Raw genomic sequence first — 22,974 nt, 5'->3', positions numbered from 1 at the left:
TGTTTGACTTGAGGTCATACGGTATCATTTGTACATATTTTAAAAAAGTGTCATATATTTACACCGGCAAAGGCACGGATCGACCGTTCGCGCCGCAAAACAACAACAAGAGGATTTCACGATGTCCCAGTCATTGCTGGACAAGAGGGTAGTCGTCACCGGTGGCTTTGGTGCCCTCGGCAGCACGCTTGGTAAATGCCTGCTGGCATGCGGCGCCCGGGTGGCCCTACTGGACCGCGCCGAGGTCCCGGCGGCCTTGCTCGATACTGAGAATCTGCTGTGTCTGGGCGGTGTCGACCTTACGTCCACCGAGTCGGCCAGTGCTGCGTTTGCCCAGGTCGCGGCGCAATTGGGCGGTATTGATGGTTTGGTCAATGTGGCGGGCGGCTTTGCCTGGGAGACCATCGAAGGTGGCACCCTGGAGACCTGGGATCGCCTTTACCAGATGAACGTACGCACCGCGGTAGTCAGTTCGCAGTCGGCGCTGCCGCAGTTGCTGGCCTCCGAGGCGGGACGCATCGTCAATATCGGCGCGCTGGCCTCCGTCAAGGCTGCAACGGGGATGGGCGCCTATGCAGCCTCCAAGGCCGGTGTTGCCCGCTTGACCGAGGCATTGGCCGAAGAGCTGAAGGATCGTGGCGTCACGGTCAACGCCGTGTTGCCAAGCATTATCGACACTCCGGCCAATCGCGCCGACATGCCCGATGCCGACTGCAGCCGGTGGGTGACGCCGCAGGCGCTGGCGGCCGTGGTTGCGTTTCTGCTGTCGGACGACGCCGCAGCCGTTACCGGCGCATTGCTGCCAGTGAGTGGCCGCGTATGAGACTGGTGACCTATACCGACGCCGACGGTTTTGATCGCGCGGGCGCGCTGTTGAATCAGGATCAGCAAGTGCTGGACCTGCAGAATGCCTATCGCTTGCTGGAAAGTCGCGACAGTGTGGCTTTGAGCAGCATTCTGGCCCTGGTGGAAGCAGGTGAACCGGCATTGGAGCTGGCGCGTTCGCTGGTGGCCAAGGCGCCATCGGCGGCGGTGCTGGAGCGTTCCAGTGTGAAGCTGCGAGCACCGATTCAGCCCCCGCCGCAAATGCGCGACTGTTCCTGCTTCGAACTTCACCTGCGCCAAAGCTTCGCGGCGGCCCGTCGTGCCCGTGCGTTGCGCACCGAAGACCCGGAAGCCACCTTGAAGGCGATGAACACTCGCGCCGACGACCGCGTGATCGAGACCTTCAACAAGCAGCCCATCTATTACAAGGGCAACCGTTTTGCCGTGATTGGCATCGACGATGAGTTCCAATGGCCGAGTTTCAGTCGGGCGATGGACTTCGAACTGGAGTTCGGTTGCTACATCGGCAAGCGTGGCAAGGACATCAGCCGCGAGGCCGCCCGTTCCCATATCGTCGGTTACACCATCTTCAACGACATGAGTGCCCGCGACGCCCAGGCCCTGGAAATGCCCGGCATGCTCGGCCCGGCCAAGAGCAAGGATTTCGATACCGCCAACATCATGGGCCCTTGCCTGGTCACCGCCGATGAGCTGGGGGACCCCTATGACCTGAACATGATTGCCCGGGTCAACGGAGAGGAATGGGGACGCGGCAACACCCGTGACATGCGTTGGAGCTTTGAGGACGTGATTGCCCATGTTTCCCGTTCGGAAACCCTGTACCCCGGCGAATTCCTGGGCTCTGGCACGGTGGGTAACGGCTGCGGGCTGGAACAACTGCGCTACTTGAAAACCGGCGATGTGGTTGAGCTGGAGATCGATGGCATCGGTGTGCTGCGCACGCAAGTGGGCACGGCGCCGGCCAAGGGCTGAGGGTCAGCCCCATGACGGAAGGATTTGCTTACATCTCGTGGCGAATTCTATGTACAGAAATAGGAAAAGTGTCTTATATTTCGTCGCGACTACCGTTGTGACGCTCTGATCAGGAGGCAATCATGCTAACAAGAACAAGCCCCGTATTGTCTGATGGAACCAAAGTTTCAGATCTCATCTACACCTCCAGCCGTGAAGTGCAGATGCGTGTATTGTCTGACCACGAAATCTACGACCTGGAGATGGAAAAGATCTTCGGCAAGATCTGGGTGCTCCTGGGGCACGAATCGGAAATCCCGAACTCCGGCGATTTCATGGTCCGTGACATGGGTTCCGACTCGGTCATTGTTGCGCGTGGCAAAGAAGGTGAGGTATTCGTCAACCTCAACGTCTGCCCGCACCGCGGCATGCGCATCAGCACCGCCGACTGTGGCAACACGCAAATCCACAAATGCATCTACCACGGCTGGGCCTTCCGTCCCAACGGCGACTTCATCGGCTCGCCGGTTGAGCGCGAGTGCATGCACGGCAAGATGTTGCCCAAATCGGAGCTGGGCCTGAAAAAGGCACGCGTCACCCTGTATGGCGGCCTGGTATTTGCCACATGGAACGTTGAAGGCCCTTCATTTGAAGAATTCTTGGGCGATGCCAAGTGGTATTACGACATGCTGTTCTGTCGTTCCGACAAGGGCATGGAAGTGCTCGGCCCACCGCAGCGCTTTATCGTCAATGCCAACTGGAAAACCGCTGGCGAGCAATCGGCGGCCGACGGTTTCCACACCCTGACCTTGCACCGCTGGCTGGGCGAAGTGGGCAACTACGCCAAGAAAGGCGAGGGCGAAACCGCCGACCTCAGCCCGGAAATGATCGGCGTCGAAATCAGCTCGCCCCACGGCCATGCACTGCGTTGCATTGACCTGGCCCGCAAGATCAAGCGCCTGACCGGCCTCGACCCGGCAGAGCTGTCGGTTCAACAGAAGCTCGAGGCATTGCCTCCGGCCGGCATGACCGCCGGCATGGTCGAGCAACTGGCGCGCAACCTGTCGGAAGATCAGTTGAAAGTGCTGACCAGCATGCCGCCGCAAGTCGGCGGGATGTTCCCCAACATTCTCTTCGGCTTTGTCTACATCCCGCAGCCGGACGGCAGCGTCGTCGGCTCGATGACCCTGCACGCCTACGTGCCGCGTGGTCCGGACAAGCTGGAGTTCGTCAACTGGGTGTTTGCCGAGAAAGACGCGTCCCCTGAACTGCGCGACAAGATGCTCAAGCAAACCATCCAGCTGTTCGGCACCTCGGGCATGGTCGAGCAGGATGACTCCGATACCTGGCCGCATATGACCCTGGCCGCCAAAGGCGCGATGGGCCGCAAGAGCACGCTGAAATACCAGGCCTGCTTTGAAACCGGCGCCCCCGAGGGCTGGCCTGGCCCTGGCATCGTCAACGAAGGTTTCACCAAGGACGATACCCAGTGGCACTGGTGGTTGTACTGGCACGAGCTGATGACTGCACCGAACGAGCAATAATCGCCCGTTGGCCCTGGTTCGATTGCGGTCCTCGCGGGCCGCAATCGCAGCATTAACAAGAATAAAAGTGAGGAAATGACTCATGACTCAGGTTCAACAACGCGGTGCGGAGGATATCCAGCCGGGTTCCCCGGTCGGCACCAAACGGGTGCCGGTGGGTTCGCCGATCTACAACGACGTGGTGACCTTTCTCTACGAGGAAGCCACGCTGCTCGACCAGATTCGCCTGCAAGAGTGGGCCGAACGCCTGGACACCGACCTGGTGTACACCGTACCGCTACGCCAGACTCGCGTGGCGTCCGAGCTCAGGACCACCATTGTGCGTAGTGTCCAGCACTACCACGATGACTACCGTTCGATCATGGGGCGCATTTTGCGCCTGTCCGGCAAAAGCGCCTGGGCGGAAGATCCTCCCTCGCGTACCCGACGCCTGGTGACCAACGTGTTTGTCGAAGAAACCGACAAGCGCGATGAGTTTGTGGTGACCAGTTATCTGTTGCTGACCCGCAGCCGTTTCAACGATCACCATGTCGATATCATCAGCGGTGAGCGACGTGATGTGCTGCGCCTCAGTGATGCGGGGTTCAAGCTGGCGCGACGCGAGGTCATCCTTGATCAGGCGGTATTGGGCACACCCAATCTGGCCGTCTTTCTCTAGTGTGCATCGGCGCTCGGGTTTAAACCCCGAGCGCCGTGCATTGCGGGCACTGGCCGCGCTGCTCTTGAACCAGGAGCAGCGCGACTAATCGCGCTGTCTCAGCCACGCTTGATCCTGGGCACACAGTTGCAGCGGTTTGTCGCTGAAGTCCAGGGTCGAACCCTTCATTCGCAGTGCCTGTTCGGCGCGTTCCGATTGTTGGCTGTAGCACAGGCCAGTGTTCATCGCGTGAACCTGTTCGTCGAGGTTGTAGGCGCGACCCATCGAGATCAGCGTGCAACGGCGAAGTAGCAGTGCAGCTTCGGCCATTTCTTCAGTCAGGGCACTCAAGGCCCAGCGCGCCATGCCTTCGCGAAGGTTGATGCCCGTATAGGGCGATGGCCCTTCCAGCAGGGTGCCGTTGACCGCCCAGCTGAGTAGTTCGTCGTGATCGCGGAGCAAGACAGCACGTGTGCGGTCGTCGATGCGCTGGGCCACTTCAATGTCGTAGCGACGCTGGCGGGTGTCTCGCGCGGCAGCGGCGATAGCGAGGCCTGCGAGGTCGAGCAAGTGCGTGCATTGATGACTGGCATCGGTTTGCCGGGTGACTGAATGGGCAACACGGTCCAGCTTCATGCCCAGCAACTGCTGTAATTGATCACAAGCCTGCGGACACAGGGAGTAGGGATGACGCAGCGCTTCACCGCCGATGGCACTCACTGCGCCTGCGCGATGGCGAACCCATACACGGAAGTGGTGAAAGTCGTCTTCCAGGGCGGCGCGGACTTCACCTGCATCACTGGCACGGGTGGTCATAATCTCCACGCGGCGGCGAAATACACTCATCCTCAATATCCTTGTTTCAGTGCTGTTCAGGCGGAAAGAATCGGGTATATTTGAACACTATATCCAATATTGTTCACTAAAAAACAAGAAAAAGGGGTGGCTATGGCACTGTTAAACGAACAGGTTGCGTTGATCACTGGCGCCGGAGGCGGCATTGGGCGCGGCATTGCGCTGAACTTTGCCAAAGAAGGTGCAGCCGTGGTGGTTGCCGAACTGGACGTGGTCAGCGGAGAAGCCGTTGTCGCTGAATTGAAAGCGCTGGGTGGCAAGGCTGTATTCATCAAGACCGACGTGTGCAACAAGGCGGACATCGAAGCGGCGGTGCAGTTGGCCGTGGATCAATTTGGTGGCCTGGACATCCTGGTCAACAACGCCTTCGCCCCGACGCCCAATGTACTCTTGGAAGAAAAAACCGATGCCATGCTGGAGCAAACCCTAGGCTCCACCGTATGGGCGGCCTGGTGGGCGATGAAAGCCGCACTGCCGCATATGAAGGCGCGTGGCGGCGGCAAGATCATCAACTTCTACTCCATCGATATCGAAATCGGCGCCTGGTTGCATGGCGACTACAACACGGCGAAATCGGCGATTGTCGGGCTGACCCGTAGCGCTGCCTCCGAGTGGGGACGGTTCAACATTCGTACCAATGCCATTGCGCCGACCGCAATGGGGGCGACCTTCCACAAGCTTGCTGCAGAAAACCCCGGTTTCGCAGAAATGTCCGCTTCGATGCGCCCGTTGGGTCGCTGCGGCGAACCTGAAGCGGATATCGGGCCGGTGGTGGTGTTCCTGGCGTCCGAGATGTCGCGTTTTATCACGGGCGAGACGATCCACGTTGACGGAGGCCTGCACCTGCCTGGTTACAACTCCCGTCCGAAAGGCGTTCCCGTACGCGAGTATTGATTCACCCCCGTTCAATGCAGGAACTGGCTCCCACACGGGGCTGAGGCAAACACAAGCGTAGTGTCCAGCCAGGATCAAAGTGTGGGAGCGAGCAAGCCCGCTCCCACAGAGTTCTGAGGCGAACACAAGCGCAGTGCCCAGTCAGGGTCATAGTGTGGAAACAAGAAAGCCCGCTTGTAGCGGGCTTGTTTCGTTGGCGGGCCGATTACTTTTTGGAGACCACGATTGAGGTGGTTTCCAGATCCCACGTGGTTTGGGTTTTACCTTCGTCGCGCAGCAGGTATTTCAACACCCGACCCTGCGGGTTTTTCGGCAAGCTGCTGCGAAACTCGATGTAGCGGGGCAGGGCATAGTAGGGGACCGAGTCGGTGGCCCAGTGGAACAATTCCTCTGGCGCAAGGCTCGCGCCCTCATGCAGCACCGCCGTGACTTTCACGTCGTCCTCGCCTTTGTCCGACGGCACGGCATGCACCGCCACTTCGGCCAGTGCCGGGTGAACAGCGAACGCAGCTTCCATTTCAAAGCTGGAGATGTTTTCACCACGGCGGCGCAGGTAGTCCTTCTTGCGATCCACGAAATAGAAGAACCCGTCGTCATCGAACTTGCCGATGTCGCCGGTGTGGAACCACATGTTGCGCATCAATTTCTGGGTGTCTTCCGGCCGGCGCCAATAGCCCTGGAACATGATGTCCGGGCGCAGCGGGCGTACCACGATTTCGCCGGCGCTGTTGGGCGCCACTTCTTGATCGAGGTCGTCGACAATGCGTACGTCAAAGTCCGCGATGCGTTTGCCCGATGAGCCCGGTGCCGCGTATTCACCGGCGGCCAGCGAGGTGATCACGCAGGCTTCGGTCAGGCCATAGCCGTTGCCGCCCACCAGCTTGGTGCCGAAACGCTCACGCCAGATTTTTTTGGTTTCTTCAGTGTAGGGGTTACCGCGCGCAGTATGGATCTGCCCGACACAACGCAGCATGGCTTCGTTATCCGGTGCCTGGGCAAGCAAGCCGCCCATGCCGCCCAGAATCGAAGCGATGGTCGCGCCCGAACGCTCAACTTCCTGCCAGAAGTTGGACACCGAGAAACGCGGAAGAATAGCGGCCCGGGCGCCCACCAGAATGCTGGCTATGATGGATACACAAAGCGCGTTCATGTGGAATAACGGCAATGGCGTGATGGTGACGTCATCGGCGCTGGCCGGGCCGGCACGCAGTTGCAGACGCGCGAGATTGCACATGAAGTTGTAGCTGATCATGCAGCCCTTGGATGGGCCGGTGGTGCCTGAGGTGTAGATCAGGCAGGCGAGATCCGACGGCTGCGGTTTATTGGGCAGGGGGGTGGCGTCATGACCTCGGAATTCATCCAGTGGCGCCACGCGAATCCGGCAATCGGCCAAGGCTTCGGGCGTGCCCCGATAAAGAATATGGTGCACATCCTGCAGTTGTTCTGCCAGTGAGGTCACGCGTGGCAGGTAAGCCGACTCGCAGATCACCACCGAAGTGCCGGTGTCGGCGATCTGGTGACGCAGGAACTCACCTTTAAGGGCGGTATTGATCGGCACACTCACGGCGCAGAGCTTGTTGATCGCCAGCCAGGTAGTGACGGCATCGATATTGTTATCGAGCATGGTCAGCACGGTTTCACCGGCCTTGACGCCGAGGGTGGCAAGGGCGTTGGCCATTTTGGTTGAGAGTGAGTCAACCTGAGCATATGTGTATAACTCGCCACTGAAATCCAGCAATATTTTGTCTGGATGCCTTGCTACCGCACGATCTAGCGCTTCGATGACAGTGTCTCGTTCTCCCACTGCCCAGGTCTCTGGATTGCCGCTGCTGCCCATGAATATTCTCCGTTTTAGGGACCAACAGCTGTTGGTGCGCCTGATTTTATTTTGAAGAGAGAATTGGATTCTAAATAGAAATTTTGCAAATGTCTTTAGGGATAAGTTGAACATATAACGTTATTTATGCACAGATCCTGTGCTAGTGTTGCTTATCTTTACTCTCAATGAGCCCATCAACCCATGCCAAAAGCCGCATCCCAGAAAGCAGAAGCGCCAATACCAGCCCCTAAAACGAAAAAAAACGTGGTGCCGGACGCAGGTGCAGAAGCGGGTAAGTCGCTGGAACGACGCACCGGCCCCAAAGCAGTCGCAGGCGCCAAGGTCAAACCCAACCGGCGTTCCGAAGAAACCATCGCCAATATCCTGAAGGCCACCGAAGAGGTGGTATTGATGTCGGGTGCAGACCGCATTTCGATCCTGGACGTGTGCCAGGTCGCCGGCGTTTCGCGCGGCACCTTTTACCGCTACTTCGCTTCGCAAGAAGACCTTCTGGACACCTTTTCGCGGCATAAACGCGAAAGTTTCCACAGCTCCCTGTCCCAGGAACTTGGCCACATCAGCGACCCGGAAGCGCGCCTCAATGCGCTGTTTGCCTATCTCGACAACTATCTCGAACAAAGTCGTGCGCGGCGCCTGCTGGTGGTCGCCCCTGACTACGCGCTGGGGTTTTTTCGGCGGATCTTCCACGATTCGATCGTGCGTTTTCAGGACGGCCTGGGGATCGTTTTCGACGATTGGGACGATCGCCTCGGCGTACGCCTTGATCGTGAGCTGATCTGCGAAATGATCATTCGTTATGTGTTGAGCGAAATCCTGGTGCCGGAGGCGGCAGGTCGTCGCCTGTTCCCTGTGCGGGTGAAAAAGCTCCTCGGTGCGCTGATCATGGGTTCTACGTCACGCACTCGACGCTGACCTTCAAGAATCCCCCTCTCGCTGCAAGAAGGCCCCCGATTTTCGGGGGCTTTTTCGTTTCTGGCGGCGTCTATGTTTTTCCCCTCGTTGTGCATCCCATCCCCCGCAGCAGCCTGTTTTTTCCACCGTACAGGGTGTTTTCGACTTCGCTCGAAGGCTCTGGCGCAGGCTTTTGCGCGACGATTGAAAATAAATTGAACAGAATTTTGATTTCTGCTCAATTTGAATTTAATCTCTGGTCTTAGCAGCGAGCCTTTCGGCTTACCCTTTGCGCGACAGCTTGTGTCTGTTCGCGGGAAGGAACCGCGCTAACAAACCAACAAAAAGTGCCAACTTCGAGGTACCTAGACATGCTTATCGATCTCCATGCTCACGCTCCCCATCCGGGCTACTACAACCAACACCCTCATTGGGGGCCGTTTTTCGAGCAACACGCTGACGGTGACATCAAGCTGCGTGTAGGTGATTGGATTCTGGGTCTGGGATCGCCAGAACGTAAGGCCGCCGTCCGCTCCGGCAACGGCCCCAAGCTGGAAGAATATTTTGCTCGCTGGGCTGATCCGAAAGTGCGCCTGGCCGGCATGAATGCCGCCGGTCAAAACCTGCAGGTGGTGTCTGTTCCTTCGCACTGCTACATGTACTGGACTGAAGCAGAATTCGCCGTGCCGTTCGCCCGTACGGTCAACAGGACCCTGGCTGAATACTGCTCCGCAGCGCCAGACCGCCTGATGTTCTGGGCCCATGCGCCACTCAATGTCCCGGAAGCGGCTGCTGCTGAAATTCGCTATGCCTGCACAGAGCTGGGTGCCAAAGGCCTGGTGGCGGGGGGCGCCAACTTCGGTGGCCTGGAATTCGATTCGCCGGAACTCGACGTGGTATGGCGCACCCTTTGCGACCTGGATTTGCCGATTTTCGTGCACGGCTACAACCAGTCCGTCACCTGGGGCAAGAACGCTAACGACGACCGTTACGAAACCACCGCGATCGTCGGCATGCAGTACGACGAGACGCGCTGCTTCTGGAATCTGATCTGCGGCGGTGTGCTGGATCGCTTCCCGGATCTGAAGGTGTACATCACTCATGGTGGTGGGTATGTGCCGTACCAGCTCGGTCGCCTGGCCAAGACCAACGAAAACCTCGACGTCAAATACAACAAGAAACCCCTGCTCGAATACATGAAGAACTTCTACTTCGACGTGGAGCTGCATGAAGTGCCGATGCGCCAGGCGTTGATCGACATCATCGGTGCTGACCATGTGCTGTACGGCAGCAACTTTGGTGGCAGCGATGCGGTACGCCACGACCTGACCCATGGCCTGCAGTTGTCCGATGCCGATATGCGCAAGATCCGCTATGAAAACGCCTGCCGTTTGCTGCACCTGGACCCGACCAAGTTGGGCAAGGTAGGTGCCTGATGAAACTGGCGCGATGTGAATACTTGGGCACGGGCATTTTTTGGGCTGTTGTCGATGTCGCCCAAGACCAGGTAACGCCAATTTCCGGTGAGTTCAACGACTGGGCGCCAGCCGTGGCGGCCGGTCGCGGAATCAGCTCGGTGCGTCTCTCGGGTTCTTCCCTGCCGTTATCAAAAGTACGCCTGCTGCCACCGATTGAACCCGTCAATCGAGTGGTCGTGGCGGGTGCCAACTACGCCAAGCACCTGGTGGAATTCGGCTTGAGTGCGCCGGCGCAGCCCGTCGCCTTTCTCAAGGCCTATGGGGCATTGATTGGTGCGAATGACCCGATTCGCTTTCCGCCGTTGACGGAGGAGCTGGATCACGAAGTGGAACTGGTCGTCGTCATCGGCACGCCCGAGATCGATCTGGAAAACCCGTTGGCTTGCGTACTCGGCTACACCGTCGGCAACGACGTCAGTGCGCGCGATCTGCAACGCAGTGGGCCTGCGGGTATCGGCATGGACTTGTTCGCGGCCAAAAGCCAGGACCAGACCACGGGCCTTGGACCCTGGATCGTCACCAAGGACGAGTTCCCGGCAGGTTCACCACGGCTGCGCCTGACCTTGAAAGTGAATGGCGAAGTGCGCCAGGACGGCTCCACCGGTGAAATGACCTGGGATGTCGGGCAACTGATCCGCTTCGTGCAACAGCGTTCGAGTTTTGCCGCCGGCGATGTGTTGTTTACGGGGTCTCCAGCGGGGGTGGGAATGGGTACCGGTCTGTTCCTCAAGGAGGGCGATGTCGTCGAAGCCAGCGTTGAGGGTATTGGCACGTTGCGCAATGTGGTCAGCAAAAAGAACCGAGCCTAAAAGAGAGCCGAACATGAGCGCTAATCAAGAAAAAGTAGTCGTCGTCGGTGCCGGCCTGATGGGTACCGGCATTGCACATGCGTTCGCCAGCTCCGGGTTTAGTACGTTGCTGGTGGACACCAACACTGCGGCACTGGCGCAGGCCAGGGCGAGTATCGAGAAGATCCTTGCCGATGGCGTGCGCCTGGGCAAGGTCAGCGAGCAGCAAGCACAGCAATCGCTGGCGAATCTGCTCACCTGTGGCGACTTGAGTGAAGCCGCCATCGGCGCCAACGTGCTGATCGAGACGGTTTCGGAGCAGTTGGCAATCAAGAAGGCGGTCATTGGCCTAGCGGCACCGTTACTGGCGGATGACGCCATCATCGCCACCAACACTTCGGCCCTCAGTGTCACCGAGATTGCGGCGTCGGTGGACTGTGCCGATCGCGTAGTCGGCATGCACTTCTTCAATCCGGTGCACAAGATGAAGCTGGTGGAGCTGGTGCGCGGCCTCGCGACCAGTGATGAAGTGGTCGCGCGTACCCGCACTCTCTGCGAGCAAATCGGCAAGACCTCGATCGTCGTCAATGAATCGCCGGGACTGACCACCAGCCGTATGTCGGCGTTGTTGGGTAACGAGGCGATGTGGATGCTGCAGGAAGGCACCGCGACCGCTGAAGACATCGACACCGCACTGCGCCTTGGCTTCAACCACCCGATGGGACCGCTGGAACTGGGTGACCTGACCGGTTGGGATACTCGGTTGTCGGTGCTGCGCTACCTGCACCAGACCCTTGGTGAAAAGTTTCGACCTTGCCCGCTGATTATCAAGATGGTTGCGGCCGGCCGGTTGGGGCGCAAATCCGGGCATGGCGTTTACCGCTATGAAGAAGGCAAGCAAGTGCCGGGCTCGGGGCTCAAGGCCAGTGCGCTATGAAAAACGATAAGAAAGACATCGTCATTGTTGATGCGGTGCGCACGCCGGTGGGCAAGTTTCGCGGCAGCCTTGCCGGCGTGCGTGCGGACCACCTCGGGTCACTGGTGATCAGTCGTCTGCTGGAGCGCGTCGACGTATCGCCGGCCTCTGTGGACGACGTGATCTTTGGCTGCGTAACGCAAATTGGCGAGCAGTCTGCCAACATTGCCCGGACGGCGTTGTTGGGGGCCGGTTGGCCGGTCACCGTTGCGGGGCTGACAATCGACCGTAAATGCGGCTCGGGTGAAGTGGCTGTACACATGGCCGCCGGAGCAATCGCCGCTGGCGCCGCCGACATCGTGGTGGCGGGCGGCGCGGAAAACATGAGCCGTGTGCCCATGGGCAGCAACCGTGAAATCCATGGGCAAGCATTCGGCTGGATGGCCGCGCAACGCTATGAATTGACCAGTCAAGGTGAGGCGGCCGAGCGAATCGCCGACAAATGGGGGCTCAGTCGCGAGGCTCTGGATGACTTCGCGTTTGCCAGTCACCAGCGCGCAGCGGCGGCTTGCGATGCAGGTTATTTTGAGAATGAAATCGTTCCAGTGGCGGTCGAGCGGCTGCGTGAACTGGAGTTGACGGAGCCTGCCAACACGCTGCTTCGCGACGAAACCATTCGCCGTGATACCTCGCGGGAAAAACTCTCGACACTGAAAACCAGCTTTCGCCCGGATACCGGGCGCATCACAGCTGGCAACTCGTCGCAGATCTCCGACGGGGCAGCGGCATTGCTATTGATGAGTGGCGAAACCGCGGAAAACCTGGGGCTGCGGGCGAGGGCGCGCGTCGTTGCCTTCACCACCGTGGGCTCCGATCCGACATTGATGCTGACCGGGCCCATTGAGGCGACCCGCAAGGTCTTGGCCAAGGCCGGGCTGAGTATCGATGACATCGACCTGTTCGAAGTCAATGAAGCCTTTGCGTCGGTGCCGCTGGCCTGGATGGCGGAGACCGGCGTGCCGCACAGCAAGTTGAACGTCAATGGTGGCGCCATCGCGCTTGGTCATCCATTGGGGGCGAGCGGGGCACGGCTGATGACGACCTTGCTTAATGAGCTCGAGCGCCGCGGCGGGCGTTATGGCTTGCAAGCCATTTGCTGCGCCGGCGGGATGGGCACGGCCACGATCATTGAGCGGCTCGATTGAGATGGCGCGCTTACCGCTGATACCTCTTGAAGCCATGCCGGCTGCGTTGCAAGACGCGGTCGAGCGTGGCCAGCGCAACCGCATGCTCAGTTCCACTACGCCGGTGCAGGTCTGGGCACACCGTCCGCCAGTGGCGCTGGCCTGGCTCGGCTTGATGGAAAGCCTGCACACCGACAGTTTGCTCGATGAGCGTTTGCGCGAATTGGTGCGGCTGAAGATCGCCAGCATCACCACCTGCCAGGCCTGCCAACTGGCGCGAAAATCCGACACCGTGACCGAGCAGGACATCGCCTGCATGGCGACCGACAGTGAGCATTTCACGCCGGCCGAACGGGCGGCGCTGCACTATGCCGAAGCATTTGCGAGCGATTACCTGGCCATCGACGACGAGTATTTCTCCCGCCTCGCGGCGTTTTTCTCCACTGAACAAGTGGTGGAGCTGGGACTGTACTGCGCGCTGATGCTGGCGGGTGGTCGCATGACGCTGGTGCAGCAAGCCTATTGAACCTGGCCTGTTGTCGGAGAAGTTGATCTAACTTCAAATAAGTGTCAAGTATTGTGCAGATCATGCCTATCATCAGGCAATCATTCGGGCCTTTCGTCAGGCTCACACCAAAAATAATGACAATAAAGGCGGAGACGATCATGTCCACAGCGGAACAGAGCGACCTGGCCAAGGTCTTTACCGACGTAGCCAGTAATTATCGCGGCACCAGTGACATCGACCTGCACGCGACCTACCGCGAAATGCGCGCCAATTCCCCCGTTCTTCAGGACAATTTCATGGCTCGCCTGGGCGTGCCTTCGATTGCCGGGCTGGATGCCAATCGACCGACGTTCACGCTGTTCAAGTACGACGATGTCATGGCTGTGATGCGTGATGCCAGCACCTTCACCAGCGGTTTTATCGCCGAGGGGTTGGGGGCGTTTTTCGATGGCTTGATCCTTACTGCCATGGACGGTGACGCCCACAAGAACATCCGCAGCCTGTTGCAACCGGTGTTTATGCCGGAGACAGTCAATCGCTGGAAAGAAACCCGGATCGACCGGGTGATTCGCGAGGAATACATCCAGCCGATGGTGCCGGCCAAGGGCGCCGACCTGATGGACTTTGCCCTGTATTTCCCTATCCGGGTGATCTATTCGCTGATCGGTTTCCCTGAAGACCGTCCCGAACAGATCGAGCAATACGCGGCGTGGGCACTGGCGATCCTGGCGGGGCCGCAGGTCGATCCGGAAAAGGCCGCCGCTGCCCGTGGCGCTGCCATGCAGGCCGCGCAGGCCTTGTACGATGTGGTCAAGGACGTGGTGACCGACCGCCGGGCCACAGACGCCTCAGGGGATGACTTGATCAGCCGGTTGATTCGCGTCGAGTACCAGGGGCGTTCCCTGGACGATCATGAAATCGCCACCTTTGTGCGTTCGCTGTTGCCGGCGGCCAGTGAAACCACCACTCGCACCTTTGGCACCTTGATGTCGTTGCTGCTGCAGAATCCCGATGTGCTGGAGCGGGTGCGCAACGATCGCAGCCTGGTGAACAAGGCGATTGATGAGGCGGTGCGCTTTGAGCCCGTGGCGACATTCAAGGTGCGCCAGGCGGCCAAGGATCTGGAGATTCGCGGGGTGCCGATCCCAAAAGGGGCGATGGTGCAATGCATCGTGACGTCCGCCAACCGCGATGAAGATGCGTTCGAAAACGCCGACAAATTCGACATCGACCGCAAGCCTAAGCCGTCGTTTGGCTTCGGCTTTGGCCCTCACATGTGTATCGGTCAGTTCGTCGCCAAAACCGAGATCAACTGCGCGCTGAATGCGATCCTCGACTTGATGCCCAATATTCGACTCGATCCGAGCAAACCGGGGCCCCAGATCGTCGGCGCTCAGCTGCGTGGCCCGCACTACCTGCATGTGCTGTGGGACTGAACAGCGTCGTAATTCCCCTCTGAAAGCCTCTTATTAGCCCGCGACAGGTCTGGTACCTGTCGCGGGCTAGCACGTTATCGTCCTGCTTTTGTTCCTCGCGCCTGAATTAATATGAACACAAACAAAAAATGTGTTTAATAAAATAAAGATGTGCTCTATGATTCAGGCACAACAACAAGCCCGAATGCGAAGGGGAAAACAATGAAAGTTGAAGATCTGATTCTCGTCAGTGTCGATGACCACGCGATCGAGCCGCCAAATGCCTTTGCTCGTCACATGCCTGCACGCTTCAAGGGGCGTGAGCCGCACGTGGTCAAGAAAGGTGACCGCGATGTCTGGGTGTTCGAAGAGCAAGCCACTGGCTACATGGGCCTCAACTCCGTGGTGGGTCGTCCGAAAGAGGAATACGGCATGGAGCCGTTGGGCTACGACCAGATGCGTCGTGGCACCTGGAACATCAAGGACCGCGTCGACGACATGAACGCCAACGGCGTGCTCGGTTCATTGTGCTTTCCGACCTTTCCTGGCTTTGCCGGGCAACGTTTCCAGGTGCATGCCGATCGCGAGGTATCGATGGCCGCGATCCAGGCCTACAACGACTGGCATTTGCACGATTGGTGCAATGCGGCGCCAGGTCGCTTCATTCCGCTGATGATCGTGCCGTGGTGGGACATGAAAGCCGCGGCGGCCGAAGTCGAGCGTCTAGCCAAACAGGGCGTGCACGCGTTGTCGCTGTCGGATAACCCGGCCATTCACGGTTACCCGTCGATCCACAGCGATTACTGGGACCCGTTGTGGAAAGCCTGCAGCGATAACAAGGTCGTGATCTGCTGCCATATCGGTACCGGTGTAAAAGCCAACCACGCCTCCGATATGTCGCCTATCGACGCCTGGATTACTTCCATGCCGATTTCCATCGCCAACTCTGCGGCCGACTGGATCTGGGCGCCGATGTGGAAGAAATTCCCGGACCTGCGCATGGCGCTTTCCGAGGGCGGCATCGGCTGGATTCCTTATCTGCTGGAGCGCGCTGACTTCACCCACCGTCACCACAACGCGTGGACCAACTCCAACTTCGGCGGGAAGATGCCCAGCGACATCTTCAACAAGCACTTCATCACCTGCTTCATCGAAGACAATTTCGGGCTGAAGAACCTCGACTACCTGAACGCCGAGATGGTGACCTGGGAAAGCGATTACCCACACTCCGACTGCACCTGGCCGAACTCGCCGGAAACAGCGTGGGAAGGGTTGAAGCACTTGCCCAAAGAGATGATCGACAAGGTCACGCACTTGAACGCGATGCGCGAGTTTTCCTTTGATCCGTTCTCCATCCACGGTCGGGAAAATTGCACCGTCGGCGCCCTGCGCGCTCAGGCGACACACGTCAGCATCGAACCGGCCCTGGGCCTGGGCGGCGCCGACCATGGTCGTCACGACAACAAACCGGTTACCTCCGGCGACATCAACGCGATGTTCGCCCAGGCCGACGCGCAAACCGCGTTGTAAGTTGCCGCTGTTCTCTGCAGTCGTCGGCCAACGGCGACTGCGGGGGGCGGTTGCCGTTCTGTGGTCGCTTCATTCGAAGCGATTGCGCCTGTGTTCAGCGTTAGAGAGCGCATATGGCCATCAGTCAATTTACCTACAGCAATATCCCTGCCGAGGCACAAGCGCTTCGCGCACAAGTGCGTGAGTTTATCCAGGCTAATCTGGCCGATTACCCGCCCAGCTTGAGCGCACAGTCCTGGATGGGGTTCGACGCCGAATTCAGCAGGAAACTCGGTGCCCAGGGTTGGGTTGGCATGGCATTGCCCAAAGCCTACGGCGGGTCGGAGGCGGGCCCCTTTGCGCGCTATGTGATTATTGAAGAATTGCTGGCTGCCGACGCACCGGTATCGGCCCACTGGATCGCTGACCGCCAAAGCGGGCCGCTGATCAATCGCTTCGGGACCGAAGCGCAAAAGCAGCATTACCTGCCAGCTATTTGCCGCGGTGAAAGTTATTTCTGCATCGGCATGAGCGAGCCCAACTCCGGCTCGGACCTGGCCTCGATCAAAAGTAATGCCGTGCGTGAGGGTGACAGCTGGCTGCTCAATGGCCAGAAAGTCTGGACTACTAACGCACACCATTCGAACTACATGATTGCCCTGGTGCGCACCGGTGAAAAACCGGCAGCCCGGCATGATGGGATGTCGCAGTTCATTGTCGACCTCAGCTTGCCCGGCATCACCATCCGTCCCATCCGCGACCTGGCCGGTGGCGAGCACTTCAACGAAGTTTTTTTCGACAATGTGCGGTTACCCGCCGACGCCTTGGTCGGTACCGAAGGCAAAGGCTGGGATCAGGTCACCGCCGAACTGGCGTTCGAGCGCAGCGGGCCTGAGCGGTTCCTCAGTTGCATGGCGTTGCTCAAGACCCTGATTGACGCGGTGGGCAAATCTCCCGATGCGTTGCAGGCGCGGGAAATCGGACGCCTTTCGGCCAAGTTGCTGACGCTGCGCAATATGTCGTTGTCCGTCACGGCGCAATTGGCGGCGGGTGAACATCCGGCCTGGGCGGCTTCCTGCGTCAAGGATCTGGGCAATGCCTTTGAGCAAGAGATTCCCGAAGTTGCCCAACTGCTGCTGGAGACCGAGCCACGCCAGGACGGAGGCAGCGAGCATGCTCGCGTGCTGGCCTACCTGACGCAAATGGCGCCCTCATTCTCACTGCGCGGGGGCACCCGCGAAATTCTGCGCGGCATCATTGCCCGCGGTATGGGGTTGCGATAATGCGCGAGATATTTGAAACGACGATTGAACGTCTGTTCGCCGATCTGGCGACACCGGCTTATGTGATGGGCTGTGAGGGCGGTGAATGGCCGGCCGATTTATGGGCTGCGCTGGATGAATCGGGCTTTACCCTGGCCGGTGTATCCGAGGCACTTGGAGGCGCCGAGGCTAGCTGGGCCGACATGTATGTCCTGGTCCGTGCTGCCGGACGTTATTCAGTGCCGGCGCCCGTGGGCGAAGCGCTGTTGGCCAACTGGTTGTTGAGCAAGGCAGGGCTGGAGGGGCGGGAAGGTGCATTGAGCGTGGCGGCCCGTGCCGATCTGCTGCTCGATGGTGAGCGTGTGTACGGCTCGGCGTACGCGGTGCCTTGGGGGCGCAATGTCGACGCATTGGTCGCCATCGCCCGTTCGGCTACCGGTGTCCCAAGTGTTGTATTGCTGGCGCGCAGCACGGCCAGTGAACTGACGTTGAGTCTCAATGTGGCTGGCGAACCGCGTGATGACCTGGGTTTCACCAGCGCCCAGGTATTGGCGCAAGCGCCGTTGCCCAACGGGTTCGACGCCAATGTCCTGGAGCTGGGCGGCGCGATGCTGCGCGCGGCGCAGTCCGCCGGGGCATTGCATGCGCTATTGGACATGACGGCCAACTATGCCGGTGAGCGCAAGCAGTTCGGTAAAGCGATCGGCTCGTTCCAGGCCATTCAGCAGCAACTGGCGGTCTTTGCCGAGCAGGCTGCCGCCGCCGGTATTGCTGCTGAAGCAGCCTTTGCGGAGTCCCGTGACGGCCTGGCAGCAATGACCATTGCCGCAGCAAAAATCAGCACTGCGGAAGCCGCCAGCGCGGGCGCCGGCATTGCCCATTCGGTGCATGGCGCCATCGGTTTTACCGAGGAATACCCACTGCATTTGCTCACCCGCCGGTTGTGGGCCTGGCGCAGCGAGTTCGGCTCGGCCAGCCTGTGGAGCCAACGCCTGGGCACGATGATCTGTCAGGGTGGCAGCGAGCAATACTGGCCGTTGCTGACCCATCATGGCCAGCAACCTTTAACCACTTTTGCGAGTAATTCGGCATGAGCCCGTTTCTTCAGATTGAGCGCGAGGGCGGCATCGTCACGGTGCGCATGAACCACCCGGACACGCGCAATGCCCTGACCACGCCCGAGCAGATCCAGGAATTTGTCGACCTCTGCGCTGAACTGCGTCGCGACCGTTCGGTGCGGGTCATGGTGCTGACCGGCAATGGCAGTGCGTTCTGTGCCGGTGGCAACGTCAAGGATATGCATGAGCGCGGCGGTATCTTTGCCGGCTCGCCTTATGAACTGCGCAATACCTATCGAGATGGCATCCAGCGAATTCCGCTGGCGATTTATGAGTTGGATATTCCGGTGATTGCCGCGGTAAACGGGCCGGCGATTGGCGCCGGTCTGGATCTGGCGTGCATGTGCGACATCCGTCTGGCGGCGCCCAAGGCGATTTTTGCAGAAAGTTTTGTCCGCCTGGGCATCGTTCCGGGTGACGGCGGCGCCTGGTTGTTGCCACGCATCATCGGCATCCCGAAGGCCAGCCTGATGGCGTTTACCGGTGATGCAATCGATGCGGCCAAAGCGCTGGAGTGGGGCCTGGTGGAGCAGGTGTGCACCCACGAAACGCTGCAGTCGGAGGCGCAAGCGCTGGCGCGCAGAATTGCCAGCAATCCGGGACACGCTTTACGCCTGACCAAGCGTTTGTTGCGTGAGGGGCAGCACATGCGTCTGGACTCATTGCTGGAGTTGTCTGCTGCGTACCAGGCACTGGCCCATCACACCGAAGACCATCAAGAGGCAGTGGCTGCATTTGTCGACAAGCGCGATCCCATCTACCAGGACCGCTGATTTCCCATTGCCAACAACAAGAATCGATCTGGAGTAAGCAAGATGCGCGGCGTATTTCGAGAAGACCACAACATGTTCCGTGATCAGGCCCGCCGTTTCGTCGACCGCGAAATCGTGCCCTACCTGCATGAGTGGGAAAAAAGCGGCATCGTACCCAAGGAGGTCTGGCTCAAGGCCGGTGAGAATGGCTTGTTGTGCTCGACCGTGCCGGAAGAATACGGCGGACCGGGCGGCGACTTCGGCCATTCGGCCGTTATGATCGAAGAGTTGGCTCGCGCCAATGCCACCGCAGTGGGGTTCACCACCCACTCGGAAATCGTCACACCTTACATCGTTGCCTATGGCAGCGAAGAGCAGAAGCAGCAATGGTTGCCGCGCATGGTCAGTGGTGAGTTGATCGGCGTGATTGCCATGAGCGAACCGGGCATCGGTAGTGATCTGCGGGCCATGCGTACGTCGGCGCGGCGCGACGGCGATGATTACATCGTCAACGGCCAGAAGACCTTTATCACCAACGGCGGCAATGCCGGTCTGGTGGTCACTGCGACCAAGATCGACCCGGCGGCCAAAGAGTTGACCTTGATCTGCGTCGAAGAGTCTCGTGCCGGTTTCGCCAAGGGGCGCCTGCTGGAAAAAATCGGCCTGAAAGGTCAGGACACCGCTGAACTATTTTTTGATGAGGTACGGGTGCCGGTTGGCAATCGGTTGGGCGAGGAGGGCATGGGGTTCAAATACCTGACCCATCAACTGGCCTGGGAACGCTTGATCATCGCGATTCGCGCCGCTCAATCGATCGACACGCTGCTGGAAGAAACCATCGGCTACACCCGCGAGCGCAAAGTCTTTGGCAAACCGGTGCTCGACTTCCAGAACACCCGCTTCAAACTGGCGGAAGCCAAGGCCCAGGCCACCATGTTGCGGGTGTTTGTCGACGATTGCCTGGCCAAGGTGATGCGCGGTGAGCTGACCCCGGAAATCGCCGCGATGGCCAAGCTGCTGGGTTCGGAAATGCAGGGCAAGTTGCTCGACGAGTTCCTGCAATTGCATGGCGGCTACGGTTTCATGAGCGAATACAAGATCAGCCGCGCCTGGGTCGATGCCCGAGTCGCCCGTATTTATGGCGGCACTTCGGAAATCATGAAAGAAATTATCGGCCGTACCCTTTGAATGACCAACGTGTGAGGCAGCCAGATGAGTAACGCCCTTTACGACATTCCCTTGACGCAGATCGATGGCAGCGCCGCCAGCCTTGGCGACTACCGGGGCAAAGTCCTTCTGGTGGTCAACGTCGCTTCCAAGTGCGGCCTGACCCCACAATACGAAGGGCTGGAAAAACTGTACCAAGGCAAAAAATCCCAAGGCCTCGAAGTGTTGGGTTTTCCGGCGAATAACTTCAGGGAGCAGGAGCCGGGTAGCGACGCAGAAATCGTCGAGTTCTGTTCGACGACCTACGACGTTCACTTTCCGTTGTTCTCGAAGATTTCGGTGGTGGGCGCCGACCGGCACGCGCTGTACAGCGAACTGACGACCTCGCAGCCTGAGGCAATCGGGGACGGTCCGTTTCGTGAGCGCTTGAAGGGCTATGGCATCGAGTCTGTCAACACGTCCGACGTGCTGTGGAACTTCGAGAAGTTTTTGATCGATCGTCAGGGCAAGGTCGTCGCGCGTTTCGCGCCGGACGTTGCGGCCGAGGATCCACGGCTGCTGGCTGCCCTGGATACGCAGTTGGCCAAAGAGGCGTAAAGCGGTGCAGACAGTCGATACGGTGAATGCACTACGCGCCTTGGTAAACCGTGCGCGCAGTGAAAACAAGAAGGTCGCCCTGGTGGCGACCATGGGCAATTTGCATGAGGGGCATATTGCCCTGGTCCATTGGGCGAAGCAGCGGGCTGACTATGTGGTCGCCAGTATCTTCGTCAATCCCCTGCAGTTTGGCGCCAATGAGGACCTTGCCAGTTACCCTCGAACGCCGGAAGCGGATCGGGAGAAACTGGTCGGCGCAGGCTGCGACGTGCTGTTTGCACCCACGGTGGAGCAGGTTTATCCGGACGGTATGCACAGTCAGACGCTCGTCAGTGTACCGAAGGTCTCTGAAGGCCTTTGTGGCGCGGCGCGGCCAGGTCACTTTGACGGCATGGCAACGGTCGTCATCAAGTTGCTGAACATTGTGCAGCCCCACGTGGCGGTGTTCGGGCAAAAGGATTATCAGCAACTGGCGGTCATTCGAACGATGGTTCGGGATCTCAACATGACGGTCGACATCGTCGCTGCACCGACGATCCGGGCCGCGGATGGCTTGGCATTGTCGTCGCGTAACGGCTACCTGACGGATCGCGAGCGGGCAGTAGCCCCGGTGCTTTATGCGTGCCTCCAGCAAATGGCGGCGTCAATCCGCAATGAGCGGCGTGTGGATGAGCGCGAGCTGATCGAGTGTCATCAACGTATCAGCGACGCCGGATTCCAACTGGAATACTTCGAAGTCAGGAATGCTCAGAACCTGCAGCCGGTGACGGGCATCGATACCCATTTTGTGATTCTGGTGGCGGCGCGCCTCGGGAAAACGCGGCTCATCGATAACCTGACCCTGGATCTTCGCCAGAGTGAATGAATCAACCATCAACGGCCAGTATTGGCGGCGACTCATGCAGTCCCTGCCAGTCGGGGCAGCGCAACGATCACCCGAGGAAAAATACCCATGAGCCTTCATCGAGCGTTCGCTGCCCTTTGCCTGTGTTTTTTCTCCGTGGCCGGCTTTGCCCAACAGGCACCTGCGGATGCCTATGGTGCCGACACGGAACATGCCAAGGCGTTGCTGGTAAAAGCTGTGGCCGAATACAAGGCTAAGGGCGATGCGGCGCTTGCCGAGTTCAGCCGGCAAGGCGCCTACGTCGATGGTGAGCTGTACATTTACGTGGTGGACACTGCCGGTGTGATGCTGGCCAGCGGCGGTCCTTCCGTTTCACTGGTCGGTAAATCGGTTATCGGCTTTCTGGACGACGACCTCAAGGCGATGTTCCAGCACGCCATTTCGCAACCGGACGACGGTGTCGTACGCAGCGCCGAATACCGCTGGTGGAACTGGCAGCACGCCAAGGTCGAGCGCAAGCGTGTGTTCTATCAACGCGTGAATGATCGGATCATTTCGGTGGGTTACTACATGCCACGGTCCAGCCCGGAACAGGCGCAACAGTTGCTGCGCGAGATTTCGGGGCACGTTGCCAGTGACGCAAATATCACCTTCGGGCAGATCAACCAGCACGACAAACAGTTCACCCAGGAGGATCTGTATGCCTTTGTGGTGGACTTGAAAACCCAACGGTTTGTCGCTCATGGTTTTTCACCGCGCTTGATCGGTACCGATTTCAAGTCGCTGCGTTCGGTCGACGGCAAGCCTATTGGCGAGGACATCCTCAAGCAAATGAGCACCCATGAGAAAGGCGAAATTGCTTACCAGTGGCGCAATCCCATCACCGGGCAGAACGAATTCAAGCTGACTTTCTTGCAACGGGTGAACGGCTACGTCGTCGCGGTAGGCTGCTATGCAATCAAGTAATCAAGACCGGGG

Annotated in this window: 22 protein-coding genes; 20 read left to right on the top strand and 2 right to left on the bottom strand. The window is 59.1% G+C overall.

Annotated elements, in window-relative coordinates:
* The first annotated feature begins 121 nt into the window (after nt 1–121).
* The 4 genes from B0D71_RS05535 (at nt 122) to B0D71_RS05520 (ending at nt 3,999) form a co-directional block, all read left to right on the top strand.
* Nucleotides 122–823 (top strand): SDR family NAD(P)-dependent oxidoreductase, encoded by a 702-nt coding sequence (locus B0D71_RS05535; protein ID WP_103393844.1) that lies wholly within the window; start codon nt 122–124, stop codon nt 821–823.
* On the top strand, nt 820–1,818 hold the full coding sequence (locus B0D71_RS05530) for a fumarylacetoacetate hydrolase family protein (RefSeq protein ID WP_103393843.1): 999 nt from the start codon (nt 820–822) through the stop codon (nt 1,816–1,818). Before B0D71_RS05535 ends, B0D71_RS05530 begins: the two co-directional genes overlap by 4 nt.
* Nucleotides 1,819–1,940: 122 nt before the next feature.
* Nucleotides 1,941–3,341, top strand: a complete 1,401-nt coding sequence (locus tag B0D71_RS05525; protein ID WP_103393842.1) for an aromatic ring-hydroxylating dioxygenase subunit alpha — start codon at nt 1,941–1,943, stop codon at nt 3,339–3,341.
* An 82-nt stretch (nt 3,342–3,423) separates the two neighbouring features.
* A complete protein-coding gene (locus tag B0D71_RS05520; RefSeq protein WP_103393841.1) occupies nt 3,424–3,999 on the top strand; it encodes an aromatic-ring-hydroxylating dioxygenase subunit beta in 576 nt (191 codons plus the stop codon).
* An 84-nt stretch (nt 4,000–4,083) separates the two neighbouring features.
* Here B0D71_RS05520 and B0D71_RS05515 read toward each other — a convergent pair whose 3' ends face one another.
* Nucleotides 4,084–4,824, bottom strand: coding sequence for a DUF2889 domain-containing protein (locus tag B0D71_RS05515; RefSeq protein ID WP_103393840.1), 741 nt, complete (start codon nt 4,822–4,824; stop codon nt 4,084–4,086).
* 102 nt (nt 4,825–4,926) lie between these two features.
* On the opposite strand from B0D71_RS05515, the gene B0D71_RS05510 reads away from it, so the two are divergent.
* Nucleotides 4,927–5,727: an SDR family NAD(P)-dependent oxidoreductase gene (locus B0D71_RS05510; protein ID WP_095967311.1), complete on the top strand. Its 801-nt coding sequence runs from the start codon at nt 4,927–4,929 to the stop codon at nt 5,725–5,727.
* A gap of 205 nt (nt 5,728–5,932) precedes the next feature.
* Here the strand turns inward: B0D71_RS05510 and B0D71_RS05505 are convergent, their stop codons facing one another.
* Nucleotides 5,933–7,564 (bottom strand): ATP-dependent acyl-CoA ligase, encoded by a 1,632-nt coding sequence (locus tag B0D71_RS05505; RefSeq protein ID WP_103393839.1) that lies wholly within the window; start codon nt 7,562–7,564, stop codon nt 5,933–5,935.
* 183 nt (nt 7,565–7,747) lie between these two features.
* Between B0D71_RS05505 and B0D71_RS05500 the strand changes: the two genes are divergently transcribed.
* The 15 genes from B0D71_RS05500 (at nt 7,748) to B0D71_RS05430 (ending at nt 22,962) form a co-directional block, all read left to right on the top strand.
* On the top strand, nt 7,748–8,479 hold the full coding sequence (locus B0D71_RS05500) for a TetR/AcrR family transcriptional regulator (RefSeq protein WP_103393838.1): 732 nt from the start codon (nt 7,748–7,750) through the stop codon (nt 8,477–8,479).
* Nucleotides 8,480–8,829: 350 nt separating this feature from the next.
* Nucleotides 8,830–9,894: an amidohydrolase family protein gene (locus tag B0D71_RS05495; protein WP_095967308.1), complete on the top strand. Its 1,065-nt coding sequence runs from the start codon at nt 8,830–8,832 to the stop codon at nt 9,892–9,894.
* The gene (locus tag B0D71_RS05490; protein WP_103393837.1) at nt 9,894–10,745 is read left to right on the top strand and encodes a fumarylacetoacetate hydrolase family protein; all 852 of its coding nucleotides are present in this window, start codon (nt 9,894–9,896) and stop codon (nt 10,743–10,745) included. Before B0D71_RS05495 ends, B0D71_RS05490 begins: the two co-directional genes overlap by 1 nt.
* Before the next feature lie 13 nt (nt 10,746–10,758).
* Entirely contained in the window at nt 10,759–11,661 is a 903-nt protein-coding gene (locus B0D71_RS05485) for a 3-hydroxyacyl-CoA dehydrogenase (RefSeq protein WP_103393836.1), read from the top strand.
* A complete protein-coding gene (locus tag B0D71_RS05480; RefSeq protein ID WP_103393835.1) occupies nt 11,658–12,845 on the top strand; it encodes a thiolase family protein in 1,188 nt (395 codons plus the stop codon). Before B0D71_RS05485 ends, B0D71_RS05480 begins: the two co-directional genes overlap by 4 nt.
* Nucleotide 12,846: 1 nt before the next feature.
* Nucleotides 12,847–13,350, top strand: coding sequence for a carboxymuconolactone decarboxylase family protein (locus B0D71_RS05475; RefSeq protein WP_205885966.1), 504 nt, complete (start codon nt 12,847–12,849; stop codon nt 13,348–13,350).
* A 140-nt stretch (nt 13,351–13,490) separates the two neighbouring features.
* Entirely contained in the window at nt 13,491–14,768 is a 1,278-nt protein-coding gene (locus B0D71_RS05470) for a cytochrome P450 (protein WP_103393834.1), read from the top strand.
* A 201-nt stretch (nt 14,769–14,969) separates the two neighbouring features.
* The gene (locus B0D71_RS05465; protein WP_103393833.1) at nt 14,970–16,277 is read left to right on the top strand and encodes an amidohydrolase family protein; all 1,308 of its coding nucleotides are present in this window, start codon (nt 14,970–14,972) and stop codon (nt 16,275–16,277) included.
* Nucleotides 16,278–16,390: 113 nt separating this feature from the next.
* Nucleotides 16,391–17,539, top strand: coding sequence for an acyl-CoA dehydrogenase family protein (locus B0D71_RS05460; protein ID WP_103393832.1), 1,149 nt, complete (start codon nt 16,391–16,393; stop codon nt 17,537–17,539).
* Nucleotides 17,539–18,612: an acyl-CoA dehydrogenase family protein gene (locus B0D71_RS05455; RefSeq protein WP_103393831.1), complete on the top strand. Its 1,074-nt coding sequence runs from the start codon at nt 17,539–17,541 to the stop codon at nt 18,610–18,612. The genes B0D71_RS05460 and B0D71_RS05455 overlap by 1 nt, the downstream gene beginning before the upstream one ends.
* Nucleotides 18,609–19,409, top strand: a complete 801-nt coding sequence (locus B0D71_RS05450; RefSeq protein ID WP_103393830.1) for a crotonase/enoyl-CoA hydratase family protein — start codon at nt 18,609–18,611, stop codon at nt 19,407–19,409. Before B0D71_RS05455 ends, B0D71_RS05450 begins: the two co-directional genes overlap by 4 nt.
* A 42-nt stretch (nt 19,410–19,451) precedes the next feature.
* Nucleotides 19,452–20,576 carry an acyl-CoA dehydrogenase family protein gene (locus tag B0D71_RS05445; protein WP_103393829.1) on the top strand — a complete coding sequence of 375 codons (1,125 nt, stop codon included), beginning with the start codon at nt 19,452–19,454 and terminating at the stop codon, nt 20,574–20,576.
* A gap of 24 nt (nt 20,577–20,600) precedes the next feature.
* Entirely contained in the window at nt 20,601–21,152 is a 552-nt protein-coding gene (locus B0D71_RS05440) for a glutathione peroxidase (protein WP_103393828.1), read from the top strand.
* Nucleotides 21,153–21,156: 4 nt separating this feature from the next.
* Entirely contained in the window at nt 21,157–22,017 is an 861-nt protein-coding gene (gene panC, locus B0D71_RS05435; protein WP_103393827.1) for a pantoate--beta-alanine ligase, read from the top strand.
* Nucleotides 22,018–22,104: 87 nt separating this feature from the next.
* Nucleotides 22,105–22,962, top strand: a complete 858-nt coding sequence (locus tag B0D71_RS05430; RefSeq protein ID WP_103393826.1) for a cache domain-containing protein — start codon at nt 22,105–22,107, stop codon at nt 22,960–22,962.
* Nucleotides 22,963–22,974 lie beyond the last annotated feature (12 nt).

Source organism: Pseudomonas laurylsulfativorans (assembly GCF_002906155.1).
Lineage (GTDB): Bacteria > Pseudomonadota > Gammaproteobacteria > Pseudomonadales > Pseudomonadaceae > Aquipseudomonas > Aquipseudomonas laurylsulfativorans.
This window is presented reverse-complemented; position numbering and strand designations above follow the sequence as displayed.